This window comes from Paracoccus aeridis (assembly GCF_004923205.2).
Lineage (GTDB): Bacteria > Pseudomonadota > Alphaproteobacteria > Rhodobacterales > Rhodobacteraceae > Paracoccus > Paracoccus aeridis.
In genome coordinates this window covers 38077-55489 of the sequence record NZ_SELD02000044.1, presented here as the reverse complement: position 1 = coordinate 55489, position 17413 = coordinate 38077, and the positions used below count along the sequence as shown (strand labels likewise).

The 17413-nt window shown below is 69.2% G+C and carries 23 protein-coding genes and 1 tRNA gene; 6 read left to right on the top strand and 18 right to left on the bottom strand.

Annotation, left to right across the window (positions count from 1 at the left end; genetic code table 11):
* Nucleotides 1–25 precede the first annotated feature (25 nt).
* A complete protein-coding gene (locus tag ELI80_RS13345) occupies nt 26–349 on the bottom strand; it encodes a DUF4174 domain-containing protein (RefSeq protein WP_161596477.1) in 324 nt (107 codons plus the stop codon).
* A gap of 75 nt (nt 350–424) precedes the next feature.
* On the opposite strand from ELI80_RS13345, the gene ELI80_RS13340 reads away from it, so the two are divergent.
* Nucleotides 425–1012 carry a hypothetical protein gene (locus ELI80_RS13340; protein WP_136652447.1) on the top strand — a complete coding sequence of 196 codons (588 nt, stop codon included), beginning with the start codon at nt 425–427 and terminating at the stop codon, nt 1010–1012.
* A gap of 134 nt (nt 1013–1146) precedes the next feature.
* On the opposite strand, the gene ELI80_RS13335 is transcribed toward ELI80_RS13340, so the two are convergent.
* Nucleotides 1147–1620: a DUF4174 domain-containing protein gene (locus ELI80_RS13335; protein ID WP_136652446.1), complete on the bottom strand. Its 474-nt coding sequence runs from the start codon at nt 1618–1620 to the stop codon at nt 1147–1149.
* A gap of 97 nt (nt 1621–1717) precedes the next feature.
* Between ELI80_RS13335 and scpA the strand changes: the two genes are divergently transcribed.
* Nucleotides 1718–3856 carry a methylmalonyl-CoA mutase gene (gene scpA, locus ELI80_RS13330; protein WP_136652445.1) on the top strand — a complete coding sequence of 713 codons (2139 nt, stop codon included), beginning with the start codon at nt 1718–1720 and terminating at the stop codon, nt 3854–3856.
* Here scpA and modC read toward each other — a convergent pair.
* From modC to ELI80_RS13285, 9 genes are all read right to left on the bottom strand, one after another.
* Complete coding sequence (gene modC, locus ELI80_RS13325; protein WP_438943076.1) at nt 3853–4932, bottom strand: molybdenum ABC transporter ATP-binding protein; 1080 nt, start codon at nt 4930–4932, stop codon at nt 3853–3855. The genes scpA and modC overlap by 4 nt on opposite strands.
* Complete coding sequence (gene modB, locus ELI80_RS13320) at nt 4929–5639, bottom strand: molybdate ABC transporter permease subunit (RefSeq protein ID WP_236641495.1); 711 nt, start codon at nt 5637–5639, stop codon at nt 4929–4931. Before modB ends, modC begins: the two co-directional genes overlap by 4 nt.
* A 5-nt stretch (nt 5640–5644) precedes the next feature.
* Complete coding sequence (gene modA, locus ELI80_RS13315; RefSeq protein WP_136652444.1) at nt 5645–6430, bottom strand: molybdate ABC transporter substrate-binding protein; 786 nt, start codon at nt 6428–6430, stop codon at nt 5645–5647.
* 67 nt (nt 6431–6497) lie between these two features.
* Nucleotides 6498–6875 carry a winged helix-turn-helix domain-containing protein gene (locus tag ELI80_RS13310; protein WP_236641494.1) on the bottom strand — a complete coding sequence of 126 codons (378 nt, stop codon included), beginning with the start codon at nt 6873–6875 and terminating at the stop codon, nt 6498–6500.
* Entirely contained in the window at nt 6872–9310 is a 2439-nt protein-coding gene (ligD, locus tag ELI80_RS13305; protein ID WP_136652443.1) for a DNA ligase D, read from the bottom strand. The genes ELI80_RS13310 and ligD overlap by 4 nt, the downstream gene beginning before the upstream one ends.
* Entirely contained in the window at nt 9311–10297 is a 987-nt protein-coding gene (gene ku / locus ELI80_RS13300) for a non-homologous end joining protein Ku (protein ID WP_136652442.1), read from the bottom strand. It abuts the gene before it with no gap.
* 98 nt (nt 10298–10395) lie between these two features.
* A complete protein-coding gene (locus ELI80_RS13295; protein ID WP_136652441.1) occupies nt 10396–10806 on the bottom strand; it encodes a cell division protein ZapA in 411 nt (136 codons plus the stop codon).
* A complete protein-coding gene (locus ELI80_RS16220) occupies nt 10806–11675 on the bottom strand; it encodes a hypothetical protein (protein ID WP_201740637.1) in 870 nt (289 codons plus the stop codon). The genes ELI80_RS13295 and ELI80_RS16220 overlap by 1 nt, the downstream gene beginning before the upstream one ends.
* On the bottom strand, nt 11672–11965 hold the full coding sequence (locus ELI80_RS13285) for a hypothetical protein (protein ID WP_136652440.1): 294 nt from the start codon (nt 11963–11965) through the stop codon (nt 11672–11674). Before ELI80_RS13285 ends, ELI80_RS16220 begins: the two co-directional genes overlap by 4 nt.
* A 207-nt stretch (nt 11966–12172) precedes the next feature.
* On the opposite strand from ELI80_RS13285, the gene ELI80_RS13280 reads away from it, so the two are divergent.
* From ELI80_RS13280 to ELI80_RS13265, 4 genes are all read left to right on the top strand, one after another.
* Nucleotides 12173–12247, top strand: a tRNA-Thr gene (locus ELI80_RS13280).
* A 161-nt stretch (nt 12248–12408) separates the two neighbouring features.
* Nucleotides 12409–12630 (top strand): Y16D family protein, encoded by a 222-nt coding sequence (locus tag ELI80_RS16690; RefSeq protein ID WP_500048776.1) that lies wholly within the window; start codon nt 12409–12411, stop codon nt 12628–12630.
* A gap of 118 nt (nt 12631–12748) precedes the next feature.
* Nucleotides 12749–13156 carry a Lar family restriction alleviation protein gene (locus ELI80_RS13270; protein WP_161596476.1) on the top strand — a complete coding sequence of 136 codons (408 nt, stop codon included), beginning with the start codon at nt 12749–12751 and terminating at the stop codon, nt 13154–13156.
* Nucleotides 13153–13494 carry a thermonuclease family protein gene (locus tag ELI80_RS13265; protein WP_136652437.1) on the top strand — a complete coding sequence of 114 codons (342 nt, stop codon included), beginning with the start codon at nt 13153–13155 and terminating at the stop codon, nt 13492–13494. The genes ELI80_RS13270 and ELI80_RS13265 overlap by 4 nt, the downstream gene beginning before the upstream one ends.
* Nucleotides 13495–13700: 206 nt before the next feature.
* On the opposite strand, the gene ELI80_RS13260 is transcribed toward ELI80_RS13265, so the two are convergent.
* The 7 genes from ELI80_RS13260 to ELI80_RS13235 form a co-directional block, all read right to left on the bottom strand.
* Nucleotides 13701–14303, bottom strand: a complete 603-nt coding sequence (locus ELI80_RS13260; protein WP_268939885.1) for an SOS response-associated peptidase — start codon at nt 14301–14303, stop codon at nt 13701–13703.
* A gap of 85 nt (nt 14304–14388) precedes the next feature.
* On the bottom strand, nt 14389–14559 hold the full coding sequence (locus ELI80_RS16085) for a hypothetical protein (protein ID WP_161596475.1): 171 nt from the start codon (nt 14557–14559) through the stop codon (nt 14389–14391).
* Nucleotides 14543–15145: a hypothetical protein gene (locus ELI80_RS13255; RefSeq protein WP_136652435.1), complete on the bottom strand. Its 603-nt coding sequence runs from the start codon at nt 15143–15145 to the stop codon at nt 14543–14545. The genes ELI80_RS16085 and ELI80_RS13255 overlap by 17 nt, the downstream gene beginning before the upstream one ends.
* Before the next feature lie 209 nt (nt 15146–15354).
* Nucleotides 15355–15768: a hypothetical protein gene (locus ELI80_RS13250; protein WP_136652434.1), complete on the bottom strand. Its 414-nt coding sequence runs from the start codon at nt 15766–15768 to the stop codon at nt 15355–15357.
* Complete coding sequence (locus ELI80_RS13245) at nt 15761–16381, bottom strand: glycoside hydrolase family 108 protein (protein ID WP_136652433.1); 621 nt, start codon at nt 16379–16381, stop codon at nt 15761–15763. Before ELI80_RS13245 ends, ELI80_RS13250 begins: the two co-directional genes overlap by 8 nt.
* Nucleotides 16382–16447: 66 nt before the next feature.
* Nucleotides 16448–16813 (bottom strand): hypothetical protein, encoded by a 366-nt coding sequence (locus tag ELI80_RS13240; RefSeq protein ID WP_136652432.1) that lies wholly within the window; start codon nt 16811–16813, stop codon nt 16448–16450.
* A 3-nt stretch (nt 16814–16816) separates the two neighbouring features.
* Nucleotides 16817–17272 (bottom strand): hypothetical protein, encoded by a 456-nt coding sequence (locus ELI80_RS13235; protein WP_136652431.1) that lies wholly within the window; start codon nt 17270–17272, stop codon nt 16817–16819.
* Nucleotides 17273–17413: the final 141 nt, after the last annotated feature.

Below are 17413 nucleotides of genomic sequence, written 5' to 3'. Positions count from 1 at the left end.
AGCGGGCGCGGCGCGGGGCCGCGCGTCATTCCTTCATCTCGTCCTGCCGCATCGGCATGGCATCGACGATCTCGAACAGGGTCTCGGCGTCCACCGGCGTATCGAACCGCTGCTTGACGGTCCCGTCCTTGCCGACCAGCCGCAACTCGAACGCGTCATGGCCGCCGAAGTCGGTCAGCACCGGCATGTCGCGTTCGCCCAGCCCGTGCGCGGCCGCCCCCAGCATCCGCAACTGCTCGACGGCGGCTGCGTCGCTTTCGGCAGGGGCCGTGATGATGACGGGCCGCGCCCGGCCCAGCAGGGTGAGGTGGTCGGCCTCGGCCAGAGGGATTGTGACGATACGTTCCATAATGGCGGTTCCTCCCGGCATGTCGGAACGTGACGCGCCGGACCCGCCCTCGGTTCCCGCAGGGGCGGGATCGTGATGGCGCCGCTCGACGACATCCTGTCGCCGCAGGCTCAGCAGGCGGTCATCGCGGGCGTCTTCTTGGCGGCCGGCTGGTGGGTGGTGGCCTGGCAGAACCGCCGCCGCGACGACCGGCTGCGGGCGGAACGGGTGCGCGACGTGCAGCGGGCGCTGTTCGCGGAAATCCGCGCCTACCTTGCCGTGCTCCAGCGCGACGACGTCGCCGCCTACGGCGCCCGCATCGCCGAGCGCATCACCTCGGAGCCGGGCTACTTCCCCGTGATCCCGTCCGAAAAGAACGACGCGATCTTCAACGCCATCGTGGGCGAAATCCACGTCCTGCCCCGCGACACGGTCGATCCGGTGGTGCTGTACTACAGCCAGTTGAATGCGATCGTGGCGATGATCGCGGACCTGCGAACGCTCGACCTCGCACGGATCGGACCGGAGCGGGCCGCGTCGATGTACCGGGATTACATCGCCATGAAGGTCGAGGCGATGGAGATGGGACACAGCGCGCTGGACGCGATCCGCCGCAACATCGACGGCCGCGGAACCGCGGCCCGGTCGGTCAGTAACCCGGCTTCGGGCCGGTCCGGCCCGTGATCGGGGGCGGGTTGTAGGATGTGGTGCTCATCTGCGGGCTCCTGTTCCTGCGTCATTAGCATAATGATGATGCAGGTCGAATTCAACGGCGTGGCCAATGCAGTCGAAAACATACCGGCCAAATCCCGCAAAATTCATCCGCCGGCCCGCGCGCGCGCATTCTCGGCCCGGCTTTCCGGCGTCTTGTCGATCGCCCGGCCGATTTCCCGCGAGTTCCAGGGGAACGGCTTCCGGTCGATGACCGTGCCCTGCTTGTCGAGGATCACCAGCGAGAACCCGACCGGCCGCAGCTTCCGCCGCCACGAAGACGCGTTCGCAGGGTCAGTGTCCAGCAACACGACCACGTCGCGCGCCGCAAGGCCGGCGGGGTCGCGGTTGATCAGGTCGACCTGCGACCGGAACGCGGCATCCTCGGGCGTGTCGGCGAAGACGATGACGGCGCGGGCGGTGAAGATCAGATCCTCGGGCGCGACTTCCGCCGCGTCGCGCACGGAAAGCGCCGACACGCCGGGGCGAACGACGGCCGGGGCGGTGGGCGTCTCGACCGTCGAGACCGGCGCGGGCAACGAGGCCGGGGGCGTTCCCGCGCCCAGTCCGGCCACGGCCATAGCCGCCAGCCCCCATGCCAACCGCCTGATTACCATCTGTGCCTCGCCCTCATTCCGAAGATATAGTGACGCGCGCGCGACCTGAAAGGACCACATGATGAACGACCCCAAGCCGACGCTGGATCTGTGGCGCGAACTGGCACGCAAGGAACTGAAGGGCGCGGAACCCGATACGCTCGCCTGGGACACGCTGGAAGGCATCAAGGTCAAGCCGCTTTATACCGCGGCAGACACCGAGGACCTCGATCACATGGGCAGCCTGCCCGGCATCGCGCCCTTCACCCGCGGCCCGCGCGCGACGATGTATGCGGGCCGCCCGTGGACGATCCGGCAATATGCGGGCTTTTCGACGGCCGAGGAATCGAACGCGTTCTACCGCCGCAATCTCGCCGCCGGGCAGCAGGGCGTGTCGGTCGCGTTCGATCTCGCGACGCACCGGGGCTATGACAGCGATCATCCGCGGGTCGAAGGCGACGTGGGCAAGGCGGGGGTTGCCATCGACAGCGTCGAGGACATGAAGATCCTGTTCGACGGCATCCCGCTGGACAAGGTGTCGGTGTCGATGACCATGAACGGCGCGGTGATCCCGATCCTCGCCAGCTTCATCGTCGCGGGCGAGGAGCAGGGCCATTCCCGCGCCGTCCTGTCGGGGACGATCCAGAACGACATTCTCAAGGAGTTCATGGTCCGCAACACCTACATCTATCCGCCCGAGCCTTCGATGCGGATCATCGCCGACATCATCGGCTACACCTCGGCGGAGATGCCCAGGTTCAACTCGATCTCGATTTCCGGCTACCACATGCAGGAAGCGGGCGCGAACCTGGTGCAGGAACTGGCCTACACGCTGGCCGACGGGCGTGAATACGTCCGCGCCGCGATGGCGGCAGGGATGGACGTCGACGACTTCGCGGGCCGCCTGTCGTTCTTCTTCGCCATCGGCATGAACTTCTTCATGGAGATCGCGAAGCTGCGCGCCGCGCGGCTGCTGTGGCACCGGATCATGTCGGATTTCGGCGCGAAGAAGCAGTCGAGCCTCATGCTGCGAACGCACTGCCAGACCTCGGGCGTGAGCCTTCAGGAACAGGACCCCTACAACAACGTCGTCCGCACCGCCTACGAGGCGATGAGCGCGGCGCTTGGCGGGACGCAATCGCTCCACACCAACGCGCTGGACGAGGCGATCGCGCTGCCGACGGACTTCTCGGCCCGGATCGCGCGGAACACGCAGCTGATCCTGCAGGAGGAGACCGGGATCACCCATGTCGTCGATCCTCTGGCCGGGTCCTACTACGTCGAAAGCCTAACGGCCGAACTGGCCGAAAAGGCCTGGGCGATCATCAAGGAGGTCGAGGCGATGGGCGGCATGACCAAGGCCGTCGCCACCGGGCAGCCCAAGCTCCGGATCGAGGAGACGGCCGCCCGCCGACAGGCCATGGTCGACCGCGGCGAAGAGGTGATCGTCGGCGTCAACAAGTACCGCAAGGACCGCGAGGACCCGATCGACATCCTCGACATCGACAACATGAAGGTCCGCGCGAGCCAGATCGCCCGCCTGGAAGCCATCCGCGCCACCCGCGACCAGGCCGCCTGCGACGCGGCGCTGGCCGAGGTCACGCGCCGCGCGCGCGAGGGCGGGAACCTTTTGGAAGCCGCGGTCGAAGCCGCGCGGGCGCGCGCGACCGTGGGAGAGATCAGCATGGCGATGGAGAACGTGTTCGGCCGCCACCGCGCCGAGGTCCGCACGCTCGCCGGCGTCTACGGCGCGGCCTATGACGGCGACGAAGGTTTCGCCCGGATCCAGCGCGACGTGGAGGCCTTTGCCGAGGCAGAGGGCCGCCGACCCCGTATGCTGGTCGTCAAGATGGGCCAGGACGGCCACGACCGCGGCGCCAAGGTGATCGCCACCGCCTTCGCCGACATCGGCTTCGACGTGGACGTGGGCCCGCTGTTCCAGACCCCCGACGAGGCCGCGCAGGACGCGGTGGACAACGACGTCCACGTGGTCGGCATTTCCAGCCAGGCAGCGGGGCACAAGACCCTCGCGCCGCAGCTGATCCGCGCGCTGAAGGACAAGGGGGCCGAGGACATCATCGTCATCTGCGGCGGCGTGATCCCGCAGCAGGACTACGACTTCCTGCGCCAGGCAGGCGTCGCCGCGATCTTCGGGCCGGGCACCAACATCCCGGTGGCCGCGCGCGAGATCCTCGAGATCGTGCGGGGTGCGCACGCCTAGCCCGCCCCCTGCACCAGACCCGCGCTTTTCACCGTGGCGTGGCACCGGACGCCCGGCGCCAGACGCAGCGCGTCGACCGACCGCTGCGTGATGCGCGCGAGCAGCGCCGCGCCCCCGTGCAGGCGCAGCTGGACCAGGACGGTCGCGCCCTCGCCCTCGATCCGCGCGACCGTAACGGGCAGGACGTTCAGGACGGAACTGTCCTGCGGTGGCGCGAGCGACACGATCACCTCTGCCGCCCTGATCCGCAGCCTGAGCGCGCGGCCCACGGGCGCGGCAAGGCCCGGAACCAGCAGATCGCCCGCGGCCGTAGCGATGCGGGCGAGGCCGTCGGGCTCGTGCGCGGCGATGATGCCGGGCAGCACCGCGCCGACCTCGTCCGGGTCGAGCAGCGCGGCCGACGCCGGGTCCGACAGGAGGTCCTCGAGCGCGCCCGCCCGCGTGACCCGGCCCGCGTCGATCAGGACCAGCGTCGTCGCCAGCCGCGCGACCTCGGAAATCGCGTGGCTGATATACAGGACGGGGATGCCGGTGCGGTCGCGGAGGCTTTCCACGTAGGGCAGGATCTCCGCCCGGCGCGCGGCGTCGAGCGAGGCGAGCGGCTCGTCGAGGATCAGCAGCCGCGGCCGCGACAGCAGCGCGCGCCCGATCGCGACCCGCGCCTTCTCGCCCCCCGACAGAAGCGCGGGGCGACGGTCGAGCAGGCGGCCGATCCCCAGCATCTCCACCACCTCGCCGCCCGACGGCCCGGTCGCGCCGGGGGGCGCGAAGCGGGTGCCGTAGGCGAGGTTCCGGCGCACCGTCATGTGCGGGAACAGCCGCGCATCCTGGAAGACATAGCCGATCCGCCGCGACCGCACGGGCACCATCACGCCCGCGGCGCTGTCGGTCAGCACGCGACCATCGACGACGATGCGACCGTGATCGGGGCGCAGCAGCCCCGCCACCGCGTTTACGATCGTGGTCTTGCCCGAACCGGAGCGTCCGAACAGCGCGGTGATCCCCGCCGGCGCGTCGAAGGCGGCGTCGAGCGCGAAGCCCGGAAAGCGGTGCCGCAGCGCGACCGACAGCATCAGCGCCCCGCGATGCGCCGCGCGACGGCGCGCGACAGCCACTCGGCCACCCCGAGCGCCACCAGCGCCACCGCGATCGACAATGCGGCAAGGCGCGCCACCGTCTCGCCCTGCCCCGGCACCTGCAGCGCGGTGTAGATGGCCGATGGCAGGGTCTGGGTCTGGCCGGGAATGTTCGAAACGAAGGTGATCGTCGCCCCGAACTCTCCCATCGACTTGGCGAAGGCGAGCACCGCGCCCGCGATGATGCCCGGCAGGATCAAGGGCAGCGTCACGGTGGCGAAGACCGCCGCGCGCGGCGCGCCCAGCGTCGCCGCCGCGTCCTCCAGCCGCGGGTCCACCGCCTCAATCGCGAGGCGGATCGCCCGGACCAAAAGCGGAAAGGCCATGACGGCCGCGGCGAGCGCCGCGCCGGTCCACCGGAAGGCAAAGACGATGCCGAAGGCCTGTTCCAGCCATGCGCCCACCGGGCCGCGCCGCCCCATGATGACGAGGAGCAGGTACCCCGTCACGACCGGCGGCAGGATCAGCGGCAAGTGCACCAGCCCGTTGAGCAGCCCGTGACCCCAGAACCGCCCCCGCGCCAGCACCAGCGCGCACAGGATCCCGGGCGGCAGGCTGGCCATCGTGGCCCACAGCGACACCTTGAGCGACAGCAAAAGCGCAGTGGTTCCGTCCGGCCCCAGCCAGTCTGCGAGCGCCTGCAGCAAGGTCGTCAGTTCTGCGCGGGCGGCAGCGTGAAGCCCTCGCCTTCGAAGACCGCGCGGGCGGCGGTGCCCTTCATGGTCTCGAACAGATCGACGGCGGCCGGCCTGTCGGCGGCGCCCTTCACCAGCGCCGCAGGATAGGTGATGGGATCGTGGCTGTCCGCGGGGAACACGCCCGCGATGCTCACGGCCGGTTCGGCATGCGCGTCGGTCGCGTAGACGATGCCCATCGGCGCCTCCCGCGTGGCGACCAGCGCCAGCGCGGCGCGCACGTTGTCGGCCTGCGCCACGTCCTGCGAGACGCTGTCCCACAGCCCCAGCGAGGTCAGCGCCTGCTTGCCGTAGACCCCTGCGGGCACCGATTCGACCAGCGCCATGGCCAGCTTGCCGCCGGCGAGCTGGCCCTTCAGGTCATAGTTCTTGTCGATGACGGGCGCGTCGGGCGCAGCCTCGCCGCCCGCGCGCACCAGGACCAGCGTGTTGCCCAGCAGGTCGACGCGGCTGCCGGGGTCGATCTCTGCCGCCTGTTCCAGCGTGTCCATCCAGTCTGTCGCGGCCGAGATGAAGATGTCGGCCGGCGCGCCCTCCTGAATCTGGCGGGCCAGTTGCGAGCTGCCGGCGTAGGACACGACGGCGCTGTTGCCGCTGCTGCCCTCCCACTCCTTCACGATGCGGTCGAGCGCGGTCTTGAGGCTCGCGGCGGCGAAGACGGTGACGTCCTCAGCGGCGGCTGGCCCCGCGACGACTGTCATGGCGGTCAAAGCCGCGACGGCAAGGCGGGACATGCGGGTCATCTGGGCCTCGGATCAGGGAACGGCGTCGCCACGCAGTTAGACCAAGGTCCGCGCAGCGCGGCAAGCGCTATTTCCGGCCGGACATATCGGAAAGGCCGCGCAGCGCCGCGATCTCGGCGGCGGCGGCTTGTTCCGCGCCCGCCTGGATGGCCCGGAACCGCGCGAGGACCTGCCGCCCGAGCGGCGTCAGCGCGGCGCCGCCGCCCTGCGCCCCGCCACGGGCGCTTTCGATCAGCGGCTCGGGGAACATCGCGTTCAGCGCCTCGGCCAAGGTCCAAGCGCGCTTGTAGCTCATCTTCATGCGTCGCCCCGCGGCCGAGATCGAGCCGGTCTCGTCGATCAGCGCCAGCAGGTCGGCCTTGCCGGGGCCGAGCCAGCGGCGCTCGTCCAGATAGACGCGCAGGCGCAGCGGGCGTCCCGTCAGCGCGCCGTCATCATCGGTCACGTTGTGAGCGCCCTGATCGCAGGGGTCAGCGGCACCGGGTCGGGATAATCGGGCACGACGTCCGGCGCGCGGTCGAGCGCGTCGCGGATGGTAAAGACGTTCGCGCCCTTCAGTGTCTCCAGCACCTCCCACGAGACCGGCACCGCGACCGTCGCCCCCGGGCGTGCGCGCAGGGAAAACGGCGCGACTGCAGTCGCTTGCGGCTGGTTCCTCAGCCAGTCTATGAAGATCCGCCCGGTCCGCCTGGCCTTGGACATGACCGCGACAAAGCGATCCGGCTCCTCATCTGCCAGCACCGTTGTCAGGGTCCGCGCAAACAGCGTCGCGGTTTCCCACGGCACCGTGCGCCTGATGTCGCACACGATGTGAACGCCCTTGCCGCCCGTCACCATGGCCCAAGTCGGCAGCCCCAGCCCATCCAGCCGGTCGCGCAGGTCGAACGCCGCGCGCTTCACGTCGGCCCACCCCAGCCCCTCGTCGGGGTCGAGGTCGAAGACCAGCCGGTCGGGCCGGTCGGGCCGGTCGCGGTGCGTGCCCCGCATGTGGTATTCGACGACATCCATCTGCGCCCCGGCAACCAGCCCGGCCGCGTCGCGGACGTAAAGCGCGGGCTCGTCCTCGCCCTCGATCGCCGTTTCGCGGATCTGCGTCGGAAAGCCCTTGCCCGCGTGTTTCTGGAAGAACGATTCGCCGCCCAGCCCCTCGGGCAGCCGCACGAGCGAGATGGGCCGGTCGCGCAGATGCTCTAGCATCAGGGGCGCCACGGCCTCGTAATAGGCGGCGATGTCGGCCTTGGTGACCTTTGCGTCCGGGTAGACGACGCGCCTGGGGTTCGAGATGCGGACGCCCGCAACCCGGATCTCGTCGTCCGAGCGGCCCGACGCGACCCGGACGACGGGTGTGGCCTTCGCGGCCCTCCTCGCAGGCGGAGCCTTGGGCATCTTGTCCTCGCGCAGCCCCTGGAAACTCGCATGGCGCAGCCGGCCGTCGCCGGTGATGTCGGCATAGCGGATCTCGGCCGCGATGACAGGTTCGACCCACTTCGCGCCGCGCGCCTCGGACCGGGGCACGTCCAGCGCCGCTTTCGGCCGGGCATGCGGCGCAAGCGCGGCCATGACCTTGTCCAGCGCGTCGCCGTCGAACCCGGTGCCGACCTTGCCGCGATAGTGCAGCGTCCCGTCCTCGGCCCGTTCGGCCAGCAACAGCGACGAGAACGCGCGCCCGTTTGCCTGCGAGGGTAACCATCCCGCGATCAGGTAGTCGTCGCGATGTTCGCACTTGGTCTTGCGCCAGCTGTCCCCCCTGCCCGGCCGGTAGGTCGAGTCGATCCGCTTCGACACGATGCCTTCGCCCTTCGCCGCGCAGATCGCGGCCAGCGCGTCCTCGCCGCTACCCTCGACGGCGAGCGACTGCTCGATCAGCCCCAGGGCCGGGACGTCGGCCAGCAGGTCGCGCAGTGCCGCCTGCCGGTCCTTCAGCGGCGTGCGCTTCAGGTCCTTGCCGTCGAGATGCAGCAGGTCGAAGGCGACGAAGGCGAACGGCCCGCCTGCCGTGATCGCCTGCTGCAGCGCCGTGAAGCCGAGGCGGCCCGCGCCCGCGACGATCTCGCCGTCGATCAGGGCTGAGCGGGCGGGCAGTTCCTCGAACGCGGGCAGCAGCGGCGCGAACCGTTCGGACCAGTCGAGACCGTTGCGGGTGCGGATCAGCGCCCCCCCCTTGCCGATCTCGACAAGGCCGCGATAGCCGTCGATCTTGATCTCGTGCTGCCAGCCATCGCCGGACGGGGGGTCGTCGACCAGCTTTGCGAGCATCGGCTCGACCGGCTTCGGGCGGGCGAGCCGGTTCGCGGGGCCGAAGGGCACGGCGGGACGATCCTCGGCGATGGCGGCGAAGTCGCGGTTGGTCGCGACGCTGGTGCGGTAGCGTTCGACCGGATCGGGCGCGTGGGCGGCGGCGTCGTCCTGCTTGATCAGCAGCCAGTTCTCGCGCCTCTCGTTCGGCCGGCCCTTGATCCGTACCAGGTCCCAGGACCCGGTCAGCCGCCGCCCGTAGACCTGGAAGCGCAGGTGGCCCTTGCCCAGGCCGTATTCCACGTCGCCGTCGGGTCGCCACGACCCGATGTCCCACAGCATCACGGTGCCGCCGCCATATTCGCCCTTGGGGATCGTGCCCTCGAAGGTCAGGTAGGGAATCGGGTGATCCTCGGTCCTGACCGCGAGACGCTTTTCGCCGGGGTCGAAGCTCGGGCCGCGGGTGACGGCCCAGCTCAGCAGCACGCCACCCCATTCCAGCCGCAGGTCCCAGTGAAGCCGGGTGGCGTCGTGGTTCTGCATCGAATACCGCAGCGCGCCCGCCGACGGTGTGCCTTCGTCGAACGGCTCGGCCGTGCGCGCGGGATCGCGCTTGCCGCGGTAGGTGTCGAGCCGGGCGGCCAATCAGCCCGCCTTGCGCGTGGGCGCACGCCGGGCGGGTGCCTTGGCGGGTTTCGCGGGCGCTTCGTCCTCGTCCTTGTCCTCGACCTCGTCGGCCTTGGCCGCCGCCTTGCCGCGCGATGACCGCGCCTTGACACCCCCCGACGAGCGGGCCGCGGTCGATTTCGCCGCCGGCTTGCGCGCCGGCGCCTTGTCGCCAGCACCGCCCGACGCCTTCAGGCTGTCACGCAGCGCCTGCATCAGGTCGACCACGTTGTCGCCCGACGGGCGGCTTTCGCCTTCGGTCGTGACCCGCGGCGCCCGGCCCTTGCGCTTGTCCTCGATCAGCGACCGCAGCGCCTTGTCGTAGTGGTCGGTGAAGGCGGCCGCGTCGAACGGCGCCGTCTTCTTCTCGATCAGCGCCTCGGCGACGTTCAGAAGATCCTCGTCCGCCTCCTGGTCCTCGATCGACGAAAACAGCGGCTCCGCCTCCTTGATCTCGTCGGCGTAGAACAGCGTCTCCATCAGCAGCCCGTCGCCGCAGGGCCGCACGGCGCACAGCTTTTCGCTGCCGTGCACGGTCAGCTGCCCCAGCCCCACCTTGCCCGACTTCCGCAGCGCGTCGCGGACCACGCGATAGGCATCCTCGGCCAGCTCGTCGGTCGGCACGATGTAGTAAGGCTGGTCGTAGTAGAGCGGCGAGATCTCGTTCTGGCCCACGAACTGCACCAGCTCGAACGTCTTCTTGGTCTCCAGCTTGATCGCGTCGATCTCGTCGGGTTCGATCAGCAGGTATTCGTTATCGCCGAGCGCGTAGCCCTTCATGATGTCGTCGGGATCGATCGGTCCGACGCCCGCCACCGTCTTTTCATAGCGGATGGGCTTGCCGGTCGGGCCGTGGATCTGGCGGAAGCTGACACGGCGCGCGGTCTTGGTCGCGCTGTGGATTTCTACCGGGATGGCCACCAGCGACAGGCGCAGCTGTCCCTTCCAGATCGCGCGTGACGCCATTGCCGTTCCCTCCCGCAGGTCAGGGAAACGCGCAGATGCCGCCGGAAGTTTCTGCGAAGCCGCTGATAAAACGCACGTTCATCGGGGCGGCAGCCGCGTCAGGCGGGCTGGTCGTCATCGTCGGCCGGCATGTCCTCGCCCGGCACGTCCTCGGCCAGCATCTCCTCCGCCTTGTCGGCCAGGGCCTCGGCGCGGGCGGCGAGTTCGGCCATGACCTCGCCGATTTCCGGCGGGATCACCGGCACCTCGACCCGGACCGGGTTCGATTTCAGCCGCGCGAGTTCGCGTTCGGCGGACGCGGCGCGATCCTCGAGCGCCGAGGTGCGGTCGGCGAGCATCAGCCCCGCCAGCAGCAGCAGCCGCGGCTCGGGCATCCGCCCCGCCTGTTCCAGGATCTGGCGCGCCTCAGCGTCCAGCATCCCTGCCGCCCGGCGCAGGAGCTTTTCTTCCCCGTCCTGGCAGGACAGGGTGTAGTCCTTGTGACCGACCTTGAATTCCACGTTGGGCATCAGCGCCGGTCTCCTTCCGTGTCGTCGGGGTCGCTTTCGTCGGCATCGTCGTCGTAGACGCCGCCAAACAGCGACACGTCGTCGTCGGGCAGCTCGTCGCGTTCGACGACGAGCTCGCGTTCCCCGGCGGTTTCCGCGGCGTCGTCCGAAAAGGCGTCGTCCGAAAACGCTTCCGGCCCCGCGGCGGCCCCCGTGTCTGGCCCCCCCGCATCGCCGACCACCTCGGCGGGCGCAACGACCGCCGTGGCGGTGGACATGGACGACCCCGCCGCCCGGAACGCGCCCGCCGCAGGCGAGATCGCGTCGTCATTCGCCTCCTGCCTTGTCTCCGCTTCATCCCGCCCCTCCGGCGCGCGCGCGGGCTTGCGCGGCGTGGGCGCGGGCGTGCCGAGCATCCGGTCCAGCGCGTCGAGGATCTCGCCCATCTGGGCGATCTCGGCGGCGCGGGCGGCGCGAAGGGACTCGATCTCCGCCTCCAGCGCCGCGCGGATGGCGTCCGACGCGGACGCGCCGCCGCCGGCGGCCGCGATCAGGTCGCGGTTCGCCGCCGACAGCCCGTCATTGGCCGCAGCCAGCCGCGCCATGTGCTCGCCGGCACCGGCCAGCCGCTCCTGGGTTTCGGCCAGCCGCTCGCGCATGGCCTCAAGCGTCGCGGCCTGCCGATCGTGCAGCGCCGCGACATCGTCCGACAGCCGCCGGTTCTCCGTCTGCAGCTGCTGGCTGCCCTGTTGCGCGGCAGCGGCGGGTTGCGGCGGCACCGGGGGGCGGCTGCGCAGGCGCGTCAGGTCGCCGCCCGCCCGCTCGACGGTATAGTCCAGCCGGTCCAGTGCCACGATCAGGCGGCGCTCGCTCCTCGAAAGATCGTTCATTCACTGCGTCCCGGCTTGTCCACCCTTTTTGTGGCATCGGCGGCGCGGGCTGGCAAGCCGTCGCCGCCGGACCGGGCGCTCGCCCGTCCGACGATCAGCGTCAGTGCCCCCGGTGAACCGCACCGAGCGCCGCCCCGGACGCCCCACGTCGCGGCGTGGTTCGCCTGCCCGGCCAGGAACGTCCCCGCCTCGCCCGCGTGCCTGCGGCTGTCGAGGTTGCGGTCGAGCCAGCCCTCCGCCTGCCCGCCCGGCGTCTTGTGCAGAAGCCCGGCCCTGCGCCCGCCGAGCATGACCCCGCTGACAAGCGCGCTGGCGATGACGCCGCCGACCGCCCCTGCTGCGATGTTCCTAGTGACGATCCTACACTTCCCTGCGGCACGGCCAAGGCCAACGTCCGGGACACGGCAGGCGCGCTCTTAGCGATCCGCATTTCCCCCCTTGCGCCCCCCCGGCGTTTTGTCTACATCGCGCCCCACGACCCCGAAACGGTCGCAGGCGCTGTGGTAGCTCAGTGGTAGAGCACACCCTTGGTAAGGGTGAGGTCGAGAGTTCAATCCTCTCTCACAGCACCATTTTCTCTAGCAATTTCAGTAGCTAAGTTGTGCCCTAAGTGGTCGCTGGGAACGCTCGATGCGGAAGTTTACGCGAACATCTATGGTGATTCCGGGTCTCGGTCGTACAAAGCCCGTACAGATGTTCACCAGCCGTTTCGACGACATGCCCTCTACCTCACCTGGCGGTCAGGAGGGGCGGCAGGAGCGAGCCAGAACGCATCGTCGCCGCCGCTCTTCAGATCGAGGGCTTCACCATCAGCCTTCCGCAGCCTGCGCGTCACGGCCAGCTCTTCGCTGTGATCGACGAACACATCAGCTTGGAGCGTGCCATTGTGCAGGGGTTCCTGACCAGCGAGGGCCGCTTTGTGACTCGCGTGGAGGCCAAGCACATCGCCTTTTGATCGGGGCAGCCTATCGTCCGAGAGGATCTGCATCCGCGCGATGCTTTCAGCGAGGATTTCTGGTGATGCCGCTTCCCCCACCCCCACCGGGCGCTGCCCCGAAGCAAGGAGAGACGACGTGACCCGCCCCACCCCCGAGCCATTCCGCAAGGCGCACAACCTACTGCCCTGTCCCTTCTGCGGCGGCGCGGCCTATGATGACGGTGAGACGGCAGAAATCATGGGCAAGCGCACAAAGCATCGCTTTGCAGTCGCCTGCGCCAACTGTGAAGCATCTGCTCCTAGCGCCGGCACCTACGAGGAAGCGGCGGTCAATTGGAATACCCGTGCCGTCATTGCCGCTGCACCGCAGCCCTCCCCGGCACCAGCGGAAGACGAGCGCGCGGCGATGATTGAGGCGATCATGAGCGCCATGTCCTTGTCGTTTTTCGAGGCCAGAGTTGTTGCCGATGCTCTCTTCGCGGCGGGGTATCGACAGACCCATACCCTCCTCACCGAGCAGGCCCAGCCGGATGACAACCGATGATCACCTGCCTCGCTGCAATCTGCCTCACGGGCGCGGTCGCGATCGACGGCGACACCCTGCGCCTAGACGCGCCCGGCAAAGACCTGCGCCTGCGTCTCTGGGGGATCAGCGCACCCGAGCTGCGGGAACAGGGCGGCGCGGCGGCACAAGACGCGCTGGCCCGGCTGGTGAACGGGCAGATGCTCACGTGCGATCTCATGGACGTCGACCGCTACAGCCGCCCGGTCGTGCGCTGTGCCTTGCCGGACGGCGCAGACGTCGCGTGCGAGATGGTGCGAAGCGGGCATGCTGCCGACTGGCCAAGGTATAGCCGCGGCGCCTATGGCGGCTGCCGCTAGTACCCCCACCCGCCGTACTGCTCATGCGGCGCGCAGACGGAGGTCAAGTCGACCGCGCCCTTCCGCCCGCACTTGCCGCAGCGCGCCCGAGGCACAGGATCCAGTTGCGGTGCCGCCATGGGCCGAGCGGCAGGCACACCACCTCGTGGTGGCCGCAGCAGCACATGAGCCTGACCCACTGCTCACGATAGTCCTTCGCCACCGGACTACGACACGATCCTCAGCGCGCCGTCAGGGAGCGGGCGCTGAAGATCCCGCGCCTCGTTCCACGGCGCCGCCAGCCACGCCTGCCATTCGTCCGGCTTGGTCAGGATCACCGGCATGGCCCTCGGATGGACCGCGCCGACCTCGGCGTTGGGCGCGGTGGTCAGGAAGGCGAACAGGTCGTCCGTCGTCGCGCCGTCCTTGACCTTGCGCACCGACGTCCAGCCGCACGTCTGGATCCCGGCGAAGAACATGGGTGCCTCGTCGACCGGCTCGAACCACAGCGGCTTGCGGTCGGGTCCGGGTTCGCTGAAGGCGACCAGCGGGACCAGGCAGCGGCTTTCGGCGCCCAGCCAACGGCGCCAGTGCGAGCTGCCGGTGTTCCGCACGTTGGTCACGCCCGGATCGCGCTGCGTCTTGAGGTGCTGGGGGGGCGTGGGCATGCCCCAGCGCGCCCGGGCGATCTCGGGGCCGTCAGCTCCATGGCGGACGATCGGCGCCAGGCGGTCCGGGTAGACGTCGACCGGCCAGGGCTCGTTGCCGGTCCGATCGACCGCGGCGAACAGGCGGGCAATCTCGTCGGCGCTGGCGCGGGTTCGATACAGGTTGCAGATGGTCCTGCCCTCCTTCTGAAGGACGGCAGGATAGGTCCCGCGGCCGCGGCTGGCGAGGGCGTTCTGAGGGCGCCCGTCACACGCGCCGATCCGACGGCGGCACCTCCCTCAGCGCCGCGGCGATCCGCACGATCAGGTCGGGAAACTGGTCGCGCGGGATCGAAAGGACAGTGCGGCCGCCCACCGACACGGTCAGCGCCTCGGCCGTGATGCCGAGGCTTGCCGGCGCGTCAGGCTGCGACAGCATCAGCCAGCGGCCGCTCGGGCCACCCGCAGGGCCAGCGATCGCCGCTGAGCGACCAGCACGGCATGTCCAGCCAAGGGTACCATGCCACGAATTCGACGCCGCCGACCGACTCGCAGTCTTGCCGAACCTGTGCCAGCCACTCCATGCGGCGCTCGCCCGGTGGCAGATTGGGGTGCCCGACATGCCAGCCCGTTTCTGTTATCGCGAGCGGCATTCCTGGATAGCGCGCCTTCGCTTCGCGCAGCACGTGCAGCAACGGTACGACGCCATAGTTCGGGTAGTAGTTGATCCCCACCACTTCGACCAAGCCGCTTTCGACCAGCCGATCGGTCGCCCACCATGTCTCGGGCCGCATGTCGTGCAGCGCGTCGCAGGTGGCGTAGCGCAAGTGCGGCGCGGCACGCATCATGCGCAGCGCGGTACTCACGAACGGCCACGACTGCCCGTCGCCCTGGAAGTTGCGACTGCCGTGGATCGTCGGCTCATTCACGGCGATGGCCCATGTCCCCGGTGGCAACGCGGCACCCACAGCGGCGGCATGTGCCTCGGGATCGGGCGGCATGTCGAAGTGCACCATGTCCCACATGACCGGAAAGCCGTCAGGAACGGCCGCGACCCGCGCACCTATGTCGTGTCGCCACGAAAGCCCGTCCCGCGCTCCTACAGCTCCCTGAGCGACGGCATGGGCGTAGTGCCGCTGCATGCCGCCACCCGGCAGGTGGCCGGTCGAGTGCAGCAGGTCATGCCCATTCCAGGGCAGCCTGCCGCATTCAAAGCCGGCCCAAAGTGGTGCTGTCACAGCTGCCTCGCAGGCGCGCCAGCCTGTTGCAGCGCTTCGGCCAGACGATCCGGCCCCATCTTGGCCACCAGATCAGCCACAGCCGCGTTCAGCTTCGCCTCGGCCATTCTCATCAGCTGCGCGTCGGACGGAAGCAGCCAGCGCAGCGCACCGGGAACCGAGCCTTTGACGTAGCCGACGACCTGACCCGCAAGCCGATCAGCGGCGATGCCTGCCGGGTTCGTCAGGATCATCGCCACGAGCGCGTCGGTGACGAGATCGACGCCGGTCCCGAGCGCGCGATGCAGGCTGTCCTGCGCTTGCTTGGTCTTGGCGATGTAGCGGAACACCCAGCCGAAGTAGGCGACGATGGCGCCCCAGATGAGTTCAGCGATATGAGGGTCGAGTAGATCGAGAGCCTGGTCAAGCATGGTTGCCTCCAAAATGTCGCTTGAGCCACGCACAGAAGCCTGTCTGGGGCGCAGCGGGGGTATTGGCGGGGGGATAGACGGCGGGCTTGGGCGCGGGACGCGCCGGAGCGGCCATGGCAAGCGCCGTAGATCGCACGGACGCCACGCGGCGGGACCAGCCCTTGCCGAAGGTCGGCCACGTTCCCAGCGTGCGAAGGAACGCCAGACGGGCATCGCAGGCGCGGTTGACGGCGGTGCGGGTGTCGTAGGCGCGGGCGGCAGCGATGGTGGCAGGACCGACCTTGCCGTCCTGCTTCGCACCAACGCCGGCTTGCAGCCACTTCGCGCCACGAGACGGGCCGCTATTGATCGCACCGTCGAACGCCACAAGGTCCAGCCCTGCGGGCAGGTCGTCGGCGTTTACGGCGTCCCAGTAGCCCTTGCGGTATATCGCTGCTACTTCGGCATCCGTGATCGCGCGCAGCTGTGCCTTGGTCGCGCCCGGGCGCCATCGGCGATAGGTGTCCAGCGTGACGCCCTTCATCGTCGCGCCGCCGGGATCCTTCGGGTGGTCGCTCCATCCACCTTCGTGGCGGAGCGTTTCAGCCAGACAGGCCGCAAAGTTTTCCTTCATGGCGTCCTCTCGGAAACGAAAAAGCCCCGCACGAGGCGGGGCCGGGTGGCGTGATGGTAGGTGGTGTCAGTAGCCCCGGCGGGACTGGGACCGGATCATCTCGTCGCGCACGCGGTCGAGCTGGTCGCTCATCTCCTTGACCTCCTCGCAGACCCCGGTAAGGGCGCCGGTCAGCTTCGCCTTGGCGTCAACGTCCTTGTCGATGGCGAGGGTCAGCAGCTTCGCCGAGGCGGTGAAGCCGTCCAGCGCCGTCACCATGCGCTCCACGGCGCGGTCGCTGACGATGGCTCCGGCGACCTCCATCACGTCGTCGGGACGGGCGGGCGTCTTCCGCGTGCGCACCTGCCCGATCCCGAATGCGCTCAGGATGCCGACGATCAGGAGAAGGATGGCGTCGGCCCACTTCGTCGGATCGAAATTTTCCCAGTTCATCCGTCACTTCCCCTGCCTGCTGCGCAAGACGTCGAGCCACGACCGATAGGCGTTGATCATCTCGAACAGCACGGCGGTCGAATAGATCGCAGGGGCGGACCACGACCCGCCGCTGGCAATGGCCGCGTCGAGGAAGCCGAGGCAGTAGCGCGACCAGAAGAACAGCCCGACCAGCGATGCAGCGAGGCGCATGTGCGGGGAATAGCCGAAGCCCGTGAAGGTGCCGTTCACGGTCAGCGCCACGATCCGCAGCAGGCAGCAGGCCAGGACGAGGATCGCCCATGTCCCCTCGCTCGCGATCGCCGCCAAGCGCTCGAACGATGGCGAGGTCTGGAACATGTCGCTCTGGTAGTTCAGCGCCAGCCCCATCGTGAACGCGGGCCACGCCATGCCCCATTCGGTGACCCGGATCGGCAGGTGGGCATAGATGCCGTCGGTGATGCGCCGGATCACGATCATGCCCGCGTCTCCTTGATTTGTGGTGATCCCGCGTCGGACTGTGGCCGTTGGCGACCGGGGCGATCGTGAACGCCGCCGGCTCGTATAAGACGCGTAGCTAAGGGTTATCTGGTGGACGAATGCACCGGAGGTCATGCATAG